Annotated in this window: 15 protein-coding genes; 10 read left to right on the top strand and 5 right to left on the bottom strand. The window is 33.8% G+C overall.

Annotated elements, in window-relative coordinates:
• The first annotated feature begins 431 nt into the window (after positions 1–431).
• The 3 genes from AC6CH4_RS09705 (at position 432) to AC6CH4_RS09695 (ending at position 9,309) form a co-directional block, all read left to right on the top strand.
• Positions 432–6,191 carry a glycosyl hydrolase family 18 protein gene (locus tag AC6CH4_RS09705; protein ID WP_498102419.1) on the top strand — a complete coding sequence of 1,920 codons (5,760 nt, stop codon included), beginning with the start codon at positions 432–434 and terminating at the stop codon, positions 6,189–6,191.
• A 493-nt stretch (positions 6,192–6,684) separates the two neighbouring features.
• Positions 6,685–7,458 carry a TlpA family protein disulfide reductase gene (locus AC6CH4_RS09700; RefSeq protein WP_498102417.1) on the top strand — a complete coding sequence of 258 codons (774 nt, stop codon included), beginning with the start codon at positions 6,685–6,687 and terminating at the stop codon, positions 7,456–7,458.
• Between the two features lie 231 nt (positions 7,459–7,689).
• Positions 7,690–9,309, top strand: coding sequence for an ABC-F family ATP-binding cassette domain-containing protein (locus AC6CH4_RS09695; RefSeq protein ID WP_498102415.1), 1,620 nt, complete (start codon positions 7,690–7,692; stop codon positions 9,307–9,309).
• 62 nt (positions 9,310–9,371) lie between these two features.
• Here the strand turns inward: AC6CH4_RS09695 and AC6CH4_RS09690 are convergent, their stop codons facing one another.
• The 4 genes from AC6CH4_RS09690 to AC6CH4_RS09675 all read right to left on the bottom strand — a co-directional run bounded on the left by AC6CH4_RS09690 (position 9,372) and on the right by AC6CH4_RS09675 (position 12,541).
• A complete protein-coding gene (locus AC6CH4_RS09690) occupies positions 9,372–9,542 on the bottom strand; it encodes a hypothetical protein (protein WP_498102413.1) in 171 nt (56 codons plus the stop codon).
• Positions 9,543–10,441: 899 nt separating this feature from the next.
• Entirely contained in the window at positions 10,442–11,035 is a 594-nt protein-coding gene (locus AC6CH4_RS09685) for a dihydrofolate reductase family protein (protein WP_498102411.1), read from the bottom strand.
• A 135-nt stretch (positions 11,036–11,170) separates the two neighbouring features.
• Entirely contained in the window at positions 11,171–11,662 is a 492-nt protein-coding gene (locus tag AC6CH4_RS09680; protein WP_498102409.1) for a hypothetical protein, read from the bottom strand.
• Between the two features lie 105 nt (positions 11,663–11,767).
• Positions 11,768–12,541: a TIR domain-containing protein gene (locus tag AC6CH4_RS09675; protein ID WP_498102407.1), complete on the bottom strand. Its 774-nt coding sequence runs from the start codon at positions 12,539–12,541 to the stop codon at positions 11,768–11,770.
• Positions 12,542–12,849: 308 nt separating this feature from the next.
• On the opposite strand from AC6CH4_RS09675, the gene pyrR reads away from it, so the two are divergent.
• The 7 genes from pyrR to AC6CH4_RS09640 all read left to right on the top strand — a co-directional run bounded on the left by pyrR (position 12,850) and on the right by AC6CH4_RS09640 (position 17,913).
• Positions 12,850–13,389, top strand: a complete 540-nt coding sequence (gene pyrR, locus AC6CH4_RS09670) for a bifunctional pyr operon transcriptional regulator/uracil phosphoribosyltransferase PyrR (RefSeq protein ID WP_498102405.1) — start codon at positions 12,850–12,852, stop codon at positions 13,387–13,389.
• A gap of 31 nt (positions 13,390–13,420) precedes the next feature.
• Positions 13,421–14,062 (top strand): DUF6891 domain-containing protein, encoded by a 642-nt coding sequence (locus AC6CH4_RS09665; RefSeq protein ID WP_498102403.1) that lies wholly within the window; start codon positions 13,421–13,423, stop codon positions 14,060–14,062.
• A gap of 48 nt (positions 14,063–14,110) precedes the next feature.
• Entirely contained in the window at positions 14,111–15,037 is a 927-nt protein-coding gene (locus AC6CH4_RS09660) for an aspartate carbamoyltransferase catalytic subunit (RefSeq protein ID WP_498102401.1), read from the top strand.
• A 110-nt stretch (positions 15,038–15,147) separates the two neighbouring features.
• Positions 15,148–15,480 carry a ribonuclease Z gene (locus tag AC6CH4_RS09655; RefSeq protein ID WP_498102399.1) on the top strand — a complete coding sequence of 111 codons (333 nt, stop codon included), beginning with the start codon at positions 15,148–15,150 and terminating at the stop codon, positions 15,478–15,480.
• 96 nt (positions 15,481–15,576) lie between these two features.
• Positions 15,577–16,482 carry a ribonuclease Z gene (locus AC6CH4_RS09650; protein WP_498102397.1) on the top strand — a complete coding sequence of 302 codons (906 nt, stop codon included), beginning with the start codon at positions 15,577–15,579 and terminating at the stop codon, positions 16,480–16,482.
• Between the two features lie 106 nt (positions 16,483–16,588).
• Positions 16,589–17,233: a pyridoxamine 5'-phosphate oxidase gene (pdxH, locus tag AC6CH4_RS09645; RefSeq protein WP_498102395.1), complete on the top strand. Its 645-nt coding sequence runs from the start codon at positions 16,589–16,591 to the stop codon at positions 17,231–17,233.
• A 173-nt stretch (positions 17,234–17,406) separates the two neighbouring features.
• Positions 17,407–17,913, top strand: coding sequence for a CAP domain-containing protein (locus AC6CH4_RS09640; protein WP_498102393.1), 507 nt, complete (start codon positions 17,407–17,409; stop codon positions 17,911–17,913).
• A 121-nt stretch (positions 17,914–18,034) separates the two neighbouring features.
• On the opposite strand, the gene AC6CH4_RS09635 is transcribed toward AC6CH4_RS09640, so the two are convergent.
• Positions 18,035–19,957 (bottom strand): OmpA family protein, encoded by a 1,923-nt coding sequence (locus AC6CH4_RS09635; protein WP_498102391.1) that lies wholly within the window; start codon positions 19,955–19,957, stop codon positions 18,035–18,037.
• Positions 19,958–19,965: the final 8 nt, after the last annotated feature.

Here is a 19,965-nt window from a genome sequence, read left to right as displayed (position 1 = left end):
TGGTAGAGATATTTATAAGGTAGTCAGGATAATTTCAAACTTTTTCAAAAACAACATAAAATAAAAGCTTAAAAAAAATAACCATTCACGGAGTATTAACATTTTAAAACCAAATAAAGAGAATAAAACAAAACATGACAAAAAATAGAATTTTAGATTGATGAATCCCCAAGTTTATCTTCTTGTATTTAATACAATTTTTTAAAAATTATATCTAAATATCAATCAATACTATTGGCTAGTGATTATGGTAGAATCGGTAATAGTAATATTTATTTATAGAAGTAATATGAATTAATTTCCAATTGGCTGCAATTTCCACTTTGCAGTTGGCTGAAACCCCCGTTATTGTTCTTTATATGCTACGTTTTTGGCATGTATCATATGATAACCGGAATATTTATTTTCTATTAACCAATATTTATTAAATTATGAAACATTATTACAGATTGCTTTTTTTGTTACTGTTTCCCTTACTCGCGTTAGCTCAACCAGCTCACGGTAAAAAGGTAGTAGGGTATTATGCGCAATGGTCTATCTATGCCCGGGATTTCAATGTTCCGAAGATCGACGGAAGTAAATTGACGCATTTGAATTATTCTTTTTATGGGACAACTTATGATCCTGCCCATCCCGAGAATACAAAGTTATTATGTTTAGATTCATATGCTGATTTTGAGCATATGGAAGGCGGAATCCCTTGGGATGCTCCTGTAAAAGGAAACTTTTATGATTTGATGAAACTCAAGGAAAAGTATCCACACTTAAAAATTTTAATTTCTGTTGGAGGATGGACAAAAGGTCAGGATCTTTCTCCAATTGCTGCAAGTCCCGTAGCAAGAGCTGCTTTAGCTGCAGACATGGCAAACTTTATTACAAAATATCCATTTATTGATGGATTCGACATTGATTGGGAATATCCTCTTTCTGGAGGTACAGACGGTACTGAAGTGATCAATGGAGCACCAATTCCTCCACAAAAGTACAGCCCGGATGATAACAAAAACTTAGTGTATTTATTAAAAGCAATGCGTCAGGCGATGCCAAATAAATTAGTCACTATAGCTGCCGGAAATAATGTTCGAAATGTAGCCAAACAATATTTAGGGCCAAACACAAGAGCACAATATGGAATGACAGAAGACATTTCGACTTATTGTGATTATATCACCTATTTTGGATATGATTTTGGAGGAAACTGGTATGATAAAACCTGCTACAATGCTCCTTTATATTCAAGTGGAAATTCAAATGATCCATTATACGGAGCAAGTCAATCAGAATCATTAGATGAATTGACAAATCAATATTTGAATGTTGTTGGTTTTCCTGCTAATAAATTAATCATGGGATTGCCTTTCTACGGGAAAAAATTCGACAATGTTGCGAATAATGGAACCAATCCAAACTTACCCGGATTATTCGTTTCTGCACCGAGATATATTGTTTCAGGATGTACAAATCCACAAAATCCGACAGGAACCTGGGATGGTCCGGCAGCCTGTGAAAAATCAGGAAGTATCGAAATTTGTGATTTAGTTGGAAATCCGGTTACCAATTCACATCCTTATTTAGATCCAAATACAATGCTAGTTACATCAACTGCAGCAGTTGCGGGATGGGTTAGGTATTTTGACAATACAACTAAAGTTCCTTATTTATACAATGCTACTTTAAAACAGTTTATTTCTTATGAAGATAAACAATCAATGGATTTAAAAGTACAATATATTAAATCAAGAAATCTTGCTGGTGGTATGGTTTGGGAATTATCTCAGGATACCAGAGGCTCAATCCCAAATGCATTATTAAACCAGGTTGATACTTCTTTCGGAAGTGTTGTTCCGGGAACAGTAAGTATTGCAGGTTCTGTAAAAAATGGATCAGCTTTAGTTCCAGATGTAACGGTCGAATTAAGAGACGCTAGTAATGCAGTATTGCAAACAGTAGTTTCTACAGCAGGAAATTTTACATTCAATAATTTACCTTCTGGACAAACTTATAAATTAACAGCTTTAAAAGCGACTTATACTTTTACTCCGGTAACTTTAACGAATGTTACAGTTAACCAAACTGCTGTTGTAATTAACGGAACTCAGCCAACATATACTGTAAGTGGAACAGTTTTAGACGGAGCAACGCCAGTATCAGGAGTTACAGTTTCTGCTATATCAGGAGCGACAACTTTGACAGCAATTTCAAATGCAAGTGGGGTTTATAGTGTTGCAGGATTAACTGCCGGACTTAACTTCACAGTAATAGCTGCGAAATCTGGATTCTCCTATACACCAACTTCTACAGTTTATAATGCAATCGATGCTAACAAAACGTTGAATTTTGTTCAGGGTGCACCAATTGTTTATTATACGGTAAGCGGAACTATTTTGAATAATAGTACTCCAGTTTCAGGAGTTACAGTTACAGCAACTTCAACAGGGGGAACTTTTACTGGAACTACAAACGCAAGTGGAGTTTATTCAATTACTAATTTGCCATCAGGCGGAAATTATACGGTGACGGCTGCACTAGCGGGACAAACGTATACTCCGGCTTCAACAGTTTATACTAATTTAACGGCGAACAAAACATTAAACTTCTCCCAAGATGCGATCGTAGTTCCTTCAAGTAAAATTAGCGGAACAGTTAAAAACGGAACAATTCCGGTATCTGGTGCAAAAGTCGAATTGATTTTGCCTTGGACAGATAGTACACATCAGTATCAAAGTAAAATTGCGATTACAGATGCACAAGGAAAATACAACTTTGATAATGCTATTTTAACAGGATACACAACTATTTCAAGTTTAAAATTAAATACTTGGGAAAACGGGGATGTTGTTTATTTACCAAATAATCTAACGAACTTTGCTGTTCCTGCAAATCCAACTGTTTACGATTTTAATACAGGTGCAGTTACAACAACTTATACGGTTAGCGGAACAGTTCTTCACGGAGCAACTCCGGTTTCAGGAGCAACAATTTCTGCAACTACAGGAACAACTACTTTAACAGCAGTTTCAGATGCTTCAGGAAATTATAGTGTTGCTAATTTGATTTCAGGATCAAATTACACAGTTACTATTGTTAAAACAGGTTTGACATTTACTCCGGCATCAACGATTTACAATGCAATCAATTCAAATAAAACGTTGAATTTTACACAAGTAGTAAGTCCTGTTTATTATACTGTAAGTGGAACAGTTCTTAACGGAGCAACTCCAGTTTCTGGTGCTACAATTTCAGCAGTAACAGGAACAACTACTTTAACAGCAACTTCAGATGCTTCAGGAAATTATAGTATTGCTAATTTGATTTCAGGATCAAATTACACAGTTACTATTGCTAAAACAGGTTTGACATTTACTCCGGCATCAACGATTTACAATGCAATCAATTCAAATAAAACGCTGAATTTTACACAAGTAGTTACACCAGTTTATACTGTTAGTGGAACAGTTTTAAACGGTGCAACTCCAGTTTCTGGTGCAACGATTTCAGCAGTTACAGGAACAACTACTTTAACAGCAACTTCAGATGCTTCAGGAAATTATAGTGTTGCTAATTTAGTTTCAGGATCAAATTATACGGTTACTATTGCTAAAACGGGATTGACATTTACACCAGCTTCAACAGTTTATAATGCAATCAGTTCTAATAAAACGCTGAATTTCACCCAAGTTGTAACTCCGGTTTATTATACTGTTAGTGGATCAGTTAAAAACGGAACTACAGCAGTTTCTGGCGTAACGATTTCTGCTACTTCAGGAACAACTACTTTAACAGCAACTTCAGATGCTTCAGGAAATTATAGCGTTGCCAATTTAGTTGCAGGTTCAGATTATACTGTAACAGCGGCAAAAACAGGTTTAAATTTTAGTCCTGCCACTACAGTTTATACGGCCATCAATGCAAGTAAAACATTGAACTTTACACAAAATGTAGTAAGCGGAAATCTAATTAGCGGAACAGTTAAAAATGGTTCAACTCCAGTTTCTGGTGCTAAAGTCGAACTAATTTTACCTTGGACGGATAATACTCATGGCTATGTAAGTATTATTGCAACCACAGATGCTTCAGGGAATTTTAGCTACAACAATTCGGCTTTAGCAGGGTATTCAACTATCACAAGTTTAAAATTGAATTCATGGGAAAATGGTGAAGTGACTTATTATCCAAATAACTTAGTCAACTTTGCAGTTCCAACAACCCCAACGGTTTATAATTTTAATAGACAAACGGAGGTTGCGACTAAGCCAGTGGTTACTATTACAGCGCCAACAGCTTCGGCGATTGCTATAAATTTAGGATCAGCAATTAATTTTGTTGCGAGTGTTGGCTTAAGTGCTACTGACGCGACTACAATCTCATCTGTTGTATTTAGTTTAGATGGACAAAGCCTGAGTACTAGCAATTCTTCGGGAACTTATACAGCGATTTGGACACCAGCAGCAAATCAGTTTTCGCTTAGTCATACGTTAACCGTTACGGCTACTGCATCAAACGGAACAACAGATGCAAAAACATATAGTTTTACATTAAATTGTTCAGGTGCAAACTGCCCTAATTCATTACCTGTAATTACTTGGAGTTCACCATCGAATACTACTGTAAACCAAAGTTCTTTCCAGGTTGTGCCAATTTCAGTTACAGCTGTTGATAGTGACGGATCGGTTTCAGGAGTTAGTATTACAATAAATGGGGGTACATTTAACATGGCAGCAGGTGCAAATAATACCTATACGTATAATTTTACACCATCTGCTTATCAGGATTATTCAGTTGTAATCAAAGCAACCGATAATACTTCTGCTGTAACTACATTAAACAATACAATTAAAATTGCTCCGGTGAGCACTAATAGATTCATTGCACTTCCGTCTAAAATTATTTTAGGATATGCACATTCTTGGGAAAATGCCGGTGCTCCGTTTTTATACTTCTCTCAAATGGTGGGAAGTAAGTTTAACGTAGTTGATTATTCTTTCGTAGAAACAGTTAATCGTGATGGTTATACACCAGTATTAACTACAAATGACACTAGATATTTGACCAACGGTGTTTTCAATAAGCAATTGTTGAAAAATGATATAAAATCCTTAAGAGATAGCGGCGTTCCAGTTATTGTCTCTATTGGAGGTCAAAATGGCCATGTTGTTTTAGACAATGTAACTCAAAAAAATATTTTTGTTAATGGTCTAAAAGCAATTATTGATGAGTATCAATTTGATGGAGTTGATATTGATTTTGAAGGCGGATCGATGAATTTTAATGCAGGAGGTTTAAGAGATATTTCTTATGCTGGTATTTCTGCTTATCCAAGATTAAAAAACGTAGTAGATGCTTTCAAAGAATTAAAAGCTTACTATGGTCCTGGATTTTTATTAACTGCAGCTCCGGAAACACAATACGTACAAGGAGGATATTCTACCTATAATGATACTTTTGGTTCCTTCGTGCCAATCATTCAAAACTTGCGTAACGAATTGGATTTGTTAGCTGTACAATTGTATAATACAGGAGGAGAAAACGGATTAGATGGTCAATATTATGGTTCAGCTAAGAAAGCAAACATGGTAACAGCCCTAACTGATATGGTGATAAAAGGGTATAATATTGGTACAACAGGAATGCATTTTGATGGTTTACCGGCCTCAAAAGTTCTTATTGCCTTACCAGCTTGTCCAAGTGCAGCGGGTAGCGGTTATTTAACGCCGGCAGAAGGAATTAGTGCTATGAATTATTTAAGAACCGGAACCACTTTTTCAGGAAGAACATACACTATGCAGCCAGGCGGACCATATCCTTCTTTAAGAGGTTTAATGACTTGGTCTGTAAACTGGGATGCATCTTCTTGTGGTAATTCATCTGAATTATCTAAAGCGTATGCCACTTATTTTGCTTCGCAGTCAACAGCCAAAACATTAGCTGTTGATAAAATTGAGTTAAAAGGCAGTACAATAGCTTATTTTAGAAATGATGCTTTATCGGTTACAAATGAAACTGAAGATATTGCTCAGGTTGATGTATTTAATACAATCGGACAATCATTAGTAAGTTATAAAAACACTCAAAACAACAGAGAAGTCCTGCTTCAAAATCAAAGTTTCACAACTAAACAATTGTTTATAGTTGTTGTAACAGACAAAGCAGGAAACAGAAAATCATTCAAAGTAATGAACTTTTTAAACTAGTTACAATGAATAATAAAATTAGAAATGAAAAATTGGGACAGTTAAAATTGAGTTTGGTTATTTATTTTTTAATCTGGTTTTTATTTCGAATAAATGCATCGAATTAAGTGATTTGTTATTTGGTTTTCACTTAGAGTAGAGCATTATAAGCCCGGCATTTATTGCCGGGTTTTTTTATGTTTTGAGATGTGAAATGCGAGAAGTAGAATGTAATTAGTTAGAAAAATTGGGTTTTTAATTTTTTCAGGAGCTAATTCCTGCTATCCGCTTGTATCTTTTATGGTGGTCCCGAAGCCTCGGGACACCATAAAAGGATACCGCTCCTATCAGGGCTAGGGCAGTCATTTTTATGAAGTTTTATTTGACAAAGTAACCACAAAAATGAGAATAAAAACTTAGCGACCTTTGCGTAAACTCCTTGCGCTCCTTGCGGTTAAATCATCAGCAACTACATTAAATTTTTTAAGTACTTTTGAATGCCAATTAAAATCTCATGCAAAAATCAATTAGCTTAATAATAGCACTCCTGATATTCACCATTTCTTCAGCTCAAACTAAATACGGAAATCCGGAAGTTGACCCAATTCAAATTCAAAAAAACTTCAGCCAATGGTCAGCCTATCAAAGCAAAAATATCATGCTTTCCAGAGATTTTGTGGCACTTGATCCTTTCTCAAAAGAAATTTCAAAAGAATCATTTTTAAACGAATTGGCAAATGGAAATTTTATCCCAATCCGATTAAAATCAGATGATAAAATCTATTATTATAAACTGTTCAAAATTGACCTAAATTCCGATTCAAGTATAAAAGCCACGATCAATCAAATAGGTTTTGATGCGCTTAAAAACTATAAAATGGAAGGAACTCCATTTCCTAAATTTTCATTTAAAGATTTAAACGGAAATGAAGCTTCAAACGAAACCATGAAAGGAAAAATTATTGTCGTAAAATGCTGGTACATTCACTGCACGCCCTGTATAAGAGAATTTCCACAAGTAAACCGTTTAGCAGCAGAATATAAAGACAGAAAAGACATTCTTTTTATAAGCTTAGCCGAAGATTCGCCAGAACAATTAAAAACATTTTTAGCAAGAAAACCGTTGTCCTATGCTGTAATTCCGGACATGAAAATCTACATGAACGAAACATTGAATTTAAATGCTTTTCCAAGCCATTTCATTCTAAATAAAGAAGGTTTAATTGCAAAAGTGCTGCCTAATTTTGAAAGTCTGGAAGTTGCGTTGGCAAAAGAAAGTAAACTGTAGTTTTTTAAACCATATAAGTAATATAAGAAATGTAAGGCTAGCTTAAAATAGTCATAAAGCTTATATGATTTTGATATAGCTAATACAATCACAAGCTTAGTTTAAATGAACTTATATGACTTATATGGTGAAAAAATAAGCACCAACAATAAAAAAACATAGCCACTAAGTTCACTTGCACCACTGAACCTTTTTTCGTAATTTTGCACAAAATTAATTAAAAAGACATTCATGTTAACAGTCAATAATTTATCAGTTCAATTTGGCAAACGAATTTTGTTTGACGAAGTAAATACCACTTTCACTCACGGAAATATTTACGGCGTTATTGGAGCCAATGGTGCTGGAAAATCTACTTTTCTAAAAATCATTTCGGGTGATATCGACCCAACTTCTGGCCACATTCATTTAGAGCCGGGAAAACGTATGTCGGTTTTGAACCAAAATCACAACATGTTCGATGAACATACCGTTTTGGAAACTGTTTTGATGGGGAATAAAGTTTTGTACGCTGTTAAAAAAGAAATGGATGAACTTTATTTAGACTACAACGACAAAAACGCTGACAGAATTGGAGAGCTTCAGGTTCAGTTTGAAGAAATGAACGGATGGAATGCAGATTCTGACGCTGCGTCAATGTTGTCTAACTTAGGAATCAACGAAGAACACCATTATACTTTAATGGGCGATCTAGAGGGAAAAATTAAAGTTCGTGTGCTTTTGGCGCAGGCGCTTTTTGGAAACCCGGATTTGCTTATTATGGATGAGCCTACCAACGATTTGGATTTCGAAACAATCGCCTGGTTAGAGAATTTCTTAGCCAATTATGAAAATACTGTAATTGTAGTATCTCACGACCGTCACTTTTTAGATTCGGTTTGTACACATATTTCTGATATTGATTTCGGAAAAATCAATCACTATTCAGGAAACTATACGTTCTGGTACGAGTCTAGTCAATTAGCGGCGAAACAACGTGCACAGCAAAACAAAAAAGCAGAAGAAAAGAAACAGGAACTTGAAGAATTTATTCGTCGTTTTAGTGCGAACGTTGCAAAGTCTAAACAAGCAACTTCTCGTAAAAAAATGATTTCTAAATTGAATATTTCAGATATCAAACCTTCAAGCCGTCGTTATCCTGCGATTATTTTTGATCAGGATCGTGAAGCAGGAGATCAGATTTTGAACGTTGAAAATTTAGAAGCTTCTGTAGAAGGAGATCTTTTGTTTAAAGGTGTTCATTTGAATATGGCAAAAGGCGATAAAATCGTGCTGTTCTCTAAAGATTCACGTGCTACAACCGCTTTCTACGAAATATTAAACGGAAACCAGCAAGCTGACGCAGGAACTTTTGATTGGGGAATTACTACAAACCAAGCTTATTTGCCAGCTGAAAATCATTCTTTCTTTGAAAATGATTTGACTTTGGTAGATTGGTTACGTCAATATGCAAAAACAGAAGAAGAGCGCGATGAGGTTTTTATTAGAGGTTTCTTAGGGAAAATGATTTTCTCTGGAGAAGAAGCATTGAAAACAAGCCGTGTATTATCAGGAGGTGAAAAAGTACGTTGTATGTTGTCGAGAATGATGATGGAGCGTGCCAATATTTTAATGCTTGACGAACCAACGAATCACTTAGATTTGGAGTCGATTACCGCTTTTAACAACTCATTGAAAAACTTTAAGGGTTCTGTAATTTTTACAACGCATGACCACGAGTTTGCACAAACTGTTGGTAATAGAGTAGTGGAGTTGACACCAAACGGAGCAATTGACCGTTACATGACGTTTGACGAATATCTTGATGATGAAAAAATTCAGGAATTAAGAAAGAAAATGTACAATTTGTAATAGTGTAACTGACTATAAAAAAGAAATCCCGATCGTTTTGCGATCGGGATTTTTTTATGTTTTTATTTTCTGAAAAGCTTGGCGAAAATCCAGATAATGATCGCAACAATAAAGATTACGATAAAGATTCCGAATCCCATTCCGGCTTTAAAAATGTCTCCAATAACTTCGCAACTTGTAAATGAAAATAGTATTACGAATACCATTAACAAACGTGTAATGTTCTTTTGCATGATTTTGCTGTTTTAATTGTTTTAAAAAGAATTTAGTATTCTAATTACCGTAGAATAAAATTACTTCAAACAGCGAAAAAATGTTTTATATAATTTGGTTGAAAAGTTCCAATATTTGATGATTTATAGTACAAATAGTAAATATTTAAGCATCTTTTTAAAAGCTCCAGCGGAGCATAATGTTTATAGCTAATTAATTATGCGTAACTGAGAAAGCTCCGGAGGAGCGAAATAGTACTTTTCATTTTATTATTGAAAATATCTTCAGAAATGATTAATTTTTAAATAGATTCTTGTCTCTTATTGTTGTGATTTCTAAGAAGACAAGTCCGGCTATAACTAATATTTCACCTAGAAAATAAGCGATACCAAACACTGAAATACTTTGATAATAATACAATATAATTGCAAAAGTCAAAAGGCAATACAATACGTTGGCAATGCAGATTATTTTTAAATACGATTTCCAATTGTTATTTAATAGAAAGAAGCAAAAAAAGGAATAGATCGAAAATATCAGCGCCAAAAAAGAAAGATATTCCAAAGTGGTTTTAGATAAACCAAAGAAGGTATTGAAAGTTCTGAGAACGAAAAAAAGTAAAAAAGCCGTAAGTATCGCACCAAAAGCGTCTATGAGAAATATGTTTTTAGGTTCCGCTATATACTGTTTAAGGTTTTCTTTCATAAACTTTTTTATCTTCTGATCTCAAATTAGAAAGCTCCAGCGGAGCATAATGTTTATAGATAATTAATTTTCGTAAGAGAGAAAAAGCTCCAGCGGAGCGACATATCGTTTTATTGTGGTAGTGAAATATCACCCCGATGGGGCTTTTTTGAATTCGACTTATTTAGTTCTATAAATATGACGTCCCGCTGGGACTGATATGCTGTTGATTTTCTTATTCTCCAATTGTTCCGGTCTCAACATCTCCACCACGTCTGTAACTTACCGCAATCACACCGCTTGGCGTAACCGTACTTTCAATTAAAGCAAATCCTGACGGAGTTGAACTATCATCGAATAGTTTTTTTCCTTTGCCCAAAATTATAGGATAAATTAAGAGTCCAAGTTCATCGACTAAATCATGTTGAAGCAAAAGCTGAACAAGTGTCGCACTTCCCCAAACTTTAATGTCTCCGCCTTCTGAATTTTTAAGGTTTTTGATTTCTCCTATAGTGGAAAGAAATTCCGTATTTTCCCAGTCAGAGCTTTTTCTGTTGGACGACAAAACGTATTTGGTAACTTCATTAATTCCCGGCCAGCCTTCTGCATGTTTGGGCCAATAATCCTCGAAAATATCAAATGTTTTTCTGCCTAAAAGAATATCTGCCGGTTTCATTTGTTTTTGCATGACATTGCCATATTCTTCATCTCCAAAAGGCGCCACCCAGCCTCCATATTCAAAACCGCCCGAAGTATCTTCTTCAGGACCACCAGGCGCTTGCATTACGCCATCGATTGTAATCATGGTTATGACGATTATTTTTCTCATGATGTTTGGTGTTTTATTTGTTTATATCAAATATAAAAAAAAGGAAATATTTTTTTATTTGATTTATTGATAATGTGTATTTTATGTAGGTTAAGGAGCAGCAATTTTATATGTGTAGATTGTAACTCGCTTTCATCATTTTATAAACTTTCCATTTTCATATTTACATTCTGTTTTTTCTCCTTTATCATTTATAGAAAATAATATTCCATTTTTCTTATTATTCAGATATTCACATCTGTACACTAGTACACCATCTTTAAAATCTTCCTCTAAAGTTTTTTCGTTTTTAGCGTTGTAATATGTTGTCCATTTAAAATCAATTGAATATTCGTATCTAATTCTTTTTTCTTTCAAACGATGATTGTCATAAAAAATTTCTTCTGCTATTTTTCTTTTTTTACCATTAAAATATTCGGTATATTTTATTAATTGGCCATCGATATAATTGTTTTCGAAAACTAGATGGTTTTTGTGTTTGTAACTTTGTACTTTTCCAGTAAACAATTTACCTGTTTCAATTTGGTAACATAGTTCCTTTTCAATATATACGTTTTTAAATCTTAAGCTATCTTGAGAATACGCATTAAAGGAAAGTGATAAAATTAAAAACAATAATTTTTTCATTGTAAAAAATGTTGGTTTTATGTAATTTTTAAAGCTAAAATTTTTACTGGCATGGAAAGAATTCCGCTATCTGATTTTTAAGTTTTAACATACCCAATAAAATACTTACTTAATAAGACCTAATTTTTTTAATTTACGTTGAATTTCATAAAAACATTGTTCAATATTGTCTCCCATAAAAGGGACATATTGTAATCCAGCAATATTTGAGAATTCTTCTACACCATCTTGCTTTAAGATAATTACTTTATCAAAACCTAACCTTCCTTGAAAAAGCCCCGCTTCGTGAATAACATTTTGTCTTGCTCTAGATGTTCCTAAAGCTGTTTCATCTTCGGCAGTCATAATTAATATTGCAAATGAAGAGTCATTTAAAAAATTATCTAAGATATTAATTATTGTTTCTCCAGTTCTAGATTCGTCTTCAAAAGCTAATGTATTCACTTTTAAATCATCTTTAAAAAAAAATTGAAGCCGGGCCCAGAGTTTACTCCTACCGTGTCCAATAAATATTTTACCTTCACCCTTAGTCTTTACCTTCTTTTTTATTTTTAAACTTTCTATTTCTTTTTTTAGTTGAATTTCATTTAATGATTTTGCTTTGCTAATTAACTGTTGAATTTGGTATACAGATTCCTTATTAGTAGAAATTAAATGAGGTTCGGTGTAAAACATATCTGATCCATCATTTCTATATAAATAAAAAAAATCTTGAATTTTTCCAATATATAACTCAGCTTCTTCAAAAGCATCTTCATTACTAAAGTCTAATTCAGATAAATTTTTTATAAAAGTTTGTATAGAGGAAAAGAATACTAAATTAGTTTTAGCGCCTTCCCATAAACCTTCAGTAAGTATTTGTATTTCTTTAATTATCATAATTTATTTGAATTTAATTTTATCTAACTTATAAATTATGAAATATCTTCATTTTAAACTTTCTCTATTAAGAAATGTTATTTTAGTGTTGTCAGATTGTTATATTGTGCTAAAATATATTTTTATAATAAAACTACAGTTAAAATGTAAGATTTAATTTTCTAAAAAAGAAATTCGAGAAATTTTCAAAAGACAAATTTTCAAATCTAAAATCTTTGCCAAATCAAAAAAAAATATTTCCATCCACAACACCCCAACAAATAAATTCTGATTTCGTATATTTGCCCAACCAAACATCACACTTAATTATGAGCCAAAAAGTATTACTTAATTCAAAAGAAGTTACTATCATACTCCATCGTTTGGCTTGTCAGTTAATCGAAAAACATCTTGACTTCTCCGATACTATTTTAGTCGGGATTCAGCCAAGAGGCGTTTTTTTAGCTGAACGTTTAAAACAAATATTAGAAAACGAATACCAGACTCCTGAAATTTCTTTAGGATATTTAGACATCACTTTTTTTAGAGATGATTTTCGTCGTACTGATAAACCGCTTGAAGCCAACAAAACACAAATAAATTTTATAGTCGAAAACAAAAAAGTCATTTTTATCGATGACGTTTTGTTTACCGGACGAAGCATTCGTTCTGCCTTAACAGCAATTCAATCTTTCGGGAGACCGTCAGAAATCGAATTGTTAGTGTTAATCGACAGACGTTTTAGTCGTAATTTACCTATTCAGCCAGATTATCGTGGCCGTCAGGTAGATGCCATAAATAATGAAAAAGTAAAGGTAAGCTGGAAAGAAAACGAAGGCGAAGATGCCGTTTACCTGATTACGAATTAATTGGAATCTTTAAAAATTGAAAAATATAATAATGACAGAAAACGAAACGTTTATTTATGAATCAATTTTTAATCAGGTTAGAATGGGATTTCTTTCTATTGATGAGATCAAAGAGAACATCATAGAAGAAATTGAAGACAACGAATTTGAAGACGAAATTTCAGAAGAGTGGGCTTTTGACACCATAAAAGAAGAATACCAAAAGTTACTTGCAGAAAGTAAACAATGGAAAAATCCAACAGATACGGAAAGACTAATAAAAGCGTTTGATGAATTGGCCGATGAAAACATCGTTGCGCTTCACAATGCAGGTTATACCACAACAGAGGGCGAATATGAAGTAGTGGAGGTAGAAAGAGAGCTGCAGGAAAACGAAGTCTGGTCTGATGGTTATTGTTTTTATCATCAGCAAGATTTGGCCAGAGCTGTTGCAGTAGAAGATCCGGGTTTGTTTATCGCTTTTCAAAAAGTAGATAATTCTGATGATGCAGTAACAATGGAAGTCGGAAAAAAAGTGGCCGAAGTTTTAAGAAACAACGGTTTTCAAATAAAGTGGAGTCCATCGGCAAGAACAAAAATAGAAATTCCGGGTTTTAGATGGCAGCATATTTTTGATGAAGACGGAAGAGATTTGCAGGATTATGGCGAGGTTATAGAGCGAATGATTCAATAAACGGAACTGCTCTTAAAGAATTTGACAAATAAAATTAAACAATAAAAAATGAAAGAATTAAGCGTAAATCATTTATTAGGAATTAAATACATCAACGAGAATGATATTAACCTAATTTTTGAAACGGCAGATCATTTTAAAGAAGTCATTAACCGACCAATTAAAAAAGTTCCTTCATTACGAGATATCACCATTGCTAACATTTTCTTCGAAAACAGTACCAGAACCAAACTTTCGTTTGAGTTAGCCCAAAAGAGATTATCGGCAGATGTAATTAGTTTTTCTGCGGCTCAGTCTTCAGTTAAAAAAGGAGAAACACTTATTGATACGGTTAACAATATACTTTCGATGAAAGTTGATATGGTTGTAATGCGCCACTCCAACCCCGGAGCGGCTTATTTTTTATCTAAAAATGTCAAAGCAAGTATCGTAAACGCTGGCGACGGTGCGCACGAACATCCAACTCAGGCGTTGTTAGATAGTTATTCGATAAGAGAAAAACTAGGCGATGTTGCCGGAAAAAAAGTGGTTATTGTAGGCGATATTCTGCATTCGAGAGTTGCCTTGTCCAACATATATGCTTTGAAAATGCAAGGCGCAGAAGTAAAAGTGTGCGGACCAAAAACCTTGATTCCGAGATATATCGAATCGCTTGGTGTTACGGTCGAGCCGAATTTACGAAAAGCATTAGAATGGTGCGATGTTGCCAACATGCTTCGTGTACAAAACGAACGTATGGATGTGAACTTTTTCCCTTCAACAAGAGAATACGCACAGCAATACGGAGTAGATAAACCTTTATTGGATTCTCTTGAAAAAGAAATCGTCATCATGCACCCGGGACCAATCAACAGGGGAGTAGAGATTACTTCTGAAGTAGCGGACTCAGATCATTCTGTAATCCTGAATCAGGTGGAGAATGGAGTAGCGATAAGAATGGCGGTTATTTATCTTTTAGCTTCTAAAATTCAGTAAAATTTTAGTTTACAGTCGCAGTCGCAGTTTTCAGTTTTAGCTGAGACTGAATACTGAGACTGCGACTGAAACCGGAAACAACAATAAAAAAAACTTCGTACCTTAGTAAAATGAAAGTAGATCAAAAAGGACATACCGTTACGATTAAAGACACCCAGGGAGATTTTAATTCTTTTTTGGAGAAAGTGACGCAACAATTTAAAACCTTTGAAAAACAGAATATTATAATCGATTTATCAGCAGATTCTAATTTGTCTGAAAGCGATTTAAAACTTTTTTTACCGCTTTCTAAACAACAAAAAAAAGCAAAGAAGTCATTTGTAATTGTAGTTTCTGATCTTGATTTCAACTCAATTTCTGATAAATTAGTGGTTGTTCCTTCTCTTTTGGAAGCACACGATATTATCGAAATGGAAGAAATTGAAAGAGACCTCGGGTTTTAATTTTAGATTTCTGATTTTAGATTTTAGATTTTTTTAATACTGAATCTAAAATGTTTTTTTAATCTAAAATCTGCAATCTAAATTCTAAAATCTAAAATGAAATTAACCATACTTGGCTGTTATGCCGCAACTCCCAGAACCATTACAAACCCGACTTCGCAGGTTTTAGAAATTAAAAACAGATTGTTTTTGATTGATTGTGGCGAGGGGACTCAGGTTCAATTGCGCAAGAACAAGATTAAATTCTCAAAAATTAATCACATTTTTATATCGCATTTGCATGGAGATCATTTGTACGGATTAATTGGGACAATTTCAACGTTCTCCCTTTTAGGAAGAACGACCGATTTACATGTTTACGGACCAAAAGGAATAAAAGAATTAATTCTTCTTCAATTAAAACTAACAGAATCCTGGACTACTTATAGTTTGTTTTTTCACGAATTAGAGTCGAAGGAAAGTGAAGTGATTTTTGAAGATCAAAAAGTAATTGTAAAAACGATTCCGCTCAAACATCGTGTATACACTAATGGATTTCTATTTCAGGAAAAACCCGGAGACAGAAAATTAAATGTAGAAGCTGTTCAGCATTATAATATTCACACAGCCTATTATCAAAAAATAAAAGGCGGTGGCGATGTGACTCTTGATAACGGAACCGTAATTGAAAACGCCAAATTATCTTTTGACCCGATTCCGTCAATGAGTTATGCTTTTTGTTCTGATACGGTTTATAATGAAGCCATAATTCCGATTATTGAAAATGTAGATGTCTTATATCACGAATCTACCTTTTTAGAGTCAGAAGCGCCTTTGGCACTAAAAACATTACATTCAACCGCCAAAGAAGCGGCAACAATAGCTTTGAAAGCAAATGCAAAGCAATTGGTTTTAGGCCATTATTCAACACGATATGATGGAATAGATTCTTTTAAAGAACAAGCAGAAGCTATTTTTCCAAATGTGCTTCTGGCAGATGACGGAAGAAGTTTCGAGTGGTAAATTATGAATTATGAATTATGAGTTATTTCTGAACTAGTTAAAGAGCTATAATTCTAATCTAAGTCTAAGAAGTCTAAAAATCTAACAATCTAAGAAGTCTAAAAAAATGAACGATTTAAGCAATTATAGAAAATCTTACGAGAAGAGCGAATTATTAGAAAGCAATATTCCGGAAGATCCAATTAATCTTTTTAACCGATGGTTTCATGAAGTGGAAGATTTCGGTGCAAGCGGAGAAGTAAACGCCATGACTGTTTCAACGATTGGTTTGGATGGTTTTCCAAAATCCAGAGTAGTTTTATTAAAGAAATTCTCTGAAGAAGGTTTTATATTTTATACCAATTATAATTCGGAAAAAGGAAAGGCAATTGAAGCGAATCCTCATGTTTGCCTGTCTTTTTTCTGGCAGGAAATGGAACGTCAGGTGATCATTAAAGGAATTGCACAGAAAACTTCTGAAAACATTTCTGATGGTTATTTTGATTCACGTCCTGACGGAAGTAAATTAGGCGCTATTGTTTCGAATCAAAGTGAAGTGATTCCGTCGAGAACTTTTTTAGAAGAAAATCTTAAAAAACTGGAAGCAGAATTTGAAGGAAAACCAATTCCGAGACCTGAAAATTGGGGTGGATTTTTAGTAACTCCATTAGAAGTAGAATTTTGGCAGGGAAGGCCAAATAGATTACATGACAGGATTAGATATCAAAGTCAATCTGATTATTCATGGAAAATTGAACGATTATCTTCTTAGTTGTAAGAAAATTATATTGATATTAAAAATTAACATGTAGTTCATCGATTATTTTTGTAGTTTACCGATAAATTAAATATGTTTGGTGTAAGAAAAAAACGATTTAATTTAAATAAAAATTTAAAGGATTTGCCCCAACATTTACTTTAAGCTTGCGTAAACTGCTGATGACTATGAAGACGAAAATTATGCACACCATGCTGTTCATTGCAATTTTTATTGCAATGAACTCATGCTCTGCTAATATTGCCAAAGAAACAGAAAGCAGTACTCCGACAACAGCTCCGGTTACGAATTATACTTACAATAATTCAGAGTTAGAAATCATGAAATTAATAAACGATTATCGTGTGCGAATTGGTTTAAATGCATTGCAAAAAAATAATTATATCTCTTATAAATGTCAGGAACATAATAAGTACATGATTGCTAATCATGTTTTAAATCATGATGGTTTTAGTGCGAGATCTCGAAATATCATGCAATTAATTGGTGCTAAAAAGGTTGGTGAAAATGTAGCTCGAAAACAAAAAACTCCTGAAGCTGTAGTGAAAGCCTGGCTGGAGAGCCCGCGACACAAAGAAAATATCAAAGGTAATTTTACCCACTTCGGATTATCTGTAAGTACGGATGCTGCAACAGGTGATAAATACTATACTAATATATTTGTTAAAATTTAAGATAATTTAAAACTGGTTGGTTTTTTAGTGATCGTTGTAGCCCTTTACGGGGTTACAGCGGTTTTTTTTTAAGTTGTCTCAAAAAGACAGCTTTTTAAATAGGTATGAAAATCTTAATTAATTACAATGCAGTAATGATAAATTCGCTTCGTCTGTTTTCCTGATGTTCTGCTTCTGTACACGGTACATCATCGGCACATTTATTTACAAGCTGTGTTTCACCATAGCCTTTACCGGTTAATCTGTTGGCGGCGACACCATTTTTAATCAGCCATTCTATAGTAGATTTCGCTCTTCTGTCAGATAGTGCTTCGTTGTATTTAAAGGTGGCTCGACTATCAGTATGTGAACGAATATCGAGTTTCATGCCTGGGTTTTCATTTAAGACAGCCAATATTTTTTCTAAATCAATGGCTGCTTCTGTTCTAATGTTAGATTTATCCAAATCAAAATAAATTATTTTTATTTTAAAGCATTTTCCTAAATCATCACCAATTGTTACTTTACAAGTTGTAGGGTCCAAAGCAATTGGCAAGCTTGTTTTCCCTGACAGTTTTCCAATTGTTATGCTAATTTCTCTGGTTGCATAGTCTTCTTTTTCAGCTCTCACATTATAGGTTTTGCTACAATCAACCGGGATCTTATAAAGCCCATTAACGTCAGCAATTGTGGTGTTTTTTACTACCATATTATCGTAAAGTGAAACTTTTGCTCCAGATAAAATAACAGCCGTTTCAGAATCGGTTATTGTACCGCTTAATTCCTGTATGCATCTTAATGCTTTGTTCTCTACAAACTTATAAATATCATCAGATCCTTGTCCTCCTTCTTTATTAGAGCTAAAATATCCTTTTCGGGAAACCGGATCAATAACATAAGCGAAATCGTCTTTAGGTGAATTAATATCGGCTCCAAGATTCTGAATGTCACTTATAGTTCCATCTTTTTCGATTTTTCCTGCAAAAACATCCAATCCTCCAAGTCCCGGACGTCCGTCTGAAGCAAAATAGATTTCGTTTTCATCGGTTATATACGGAAATGTTTCCTTTCCTTCCGTATTAATGGTTTTACCCAGGTTTATAGGCGTACCATAACTACCATCGCTGTTAATACTTATTTTGTAAATATCAGATTGGCCTAACGTTCCGGGCATATCAGATGCAAAATACAAGGTTTTTTCATCGGGACTAAATGCCGGATGTGCGGTACTGTAATTATCGCTGGCAAATGGTACTGCGGTAATATTAGTCCATTTTCCATTTTCAAGCGTGGCTTTGTATATTTTAATTAAGGTAGTTTTTTCTACATCTTTTCCTTTTTTTCCGTTAAGATAATTGTTTCTTGTAAAATACACTGTTTTTCCATCTTTAGTAAAAGCTGGTGATGATTCATGAAATTTAGTATTCAGATCGGTTTTGAATTTTTTGACTTTTGAAGAATCTACATCGGCAATATACAGATTTGTAAAATATTCTCCTGTCCATTTATGTTTTCGTTGAGAGAAATTCCCGGTATCGCGTGCAGAGGTAAAATATATTTTGTTGTCATGAACAAAGGTTCCGTAGTCAGAATATTTCGAATTGATTCCGGCATTTTCAATGTCATATCTCCCTGAATTAGCTTTAATCTGATCAAGGTAATTTACATTTTCCTCATAAAGTTTTCCTCTGTTATCTGTTTTGTTTTTCGCATTAAACTCCCCTAAAAGTTTATTGGCCTTATCAATCTCTCCGATAGATTTTAACGATTGTGCGTATCTGTAATAATACTCAGGTTCGACAGAAGTATGCATGGCAAATAGTTCACCATACCACTTTGAAGCTCCTTCAAAATTTGAATTGAAGTAGTATGAATTCCCAAGTTTCTTAAACATATCTTCAGACTTATATCCTTTGTTTGCTACCTTCTCGTAAGTCTTTATGGCATCAATATAAGCGTAACTGTCGTACTCTTTATCGACAGCATTTATTTTTGATTGCTGTGCATAACTGTCAAATGAAAAAACATTTACAATTATTAGGCAAAGAAGTATATAATTTTTCATAATCGTAG

This window comes from Flavobacterium sp. GQ95 (genome assembly GCF_059758655.1).
This window is presented reverse-complemented; position numbering and strand designations above follow the sequence as displayed.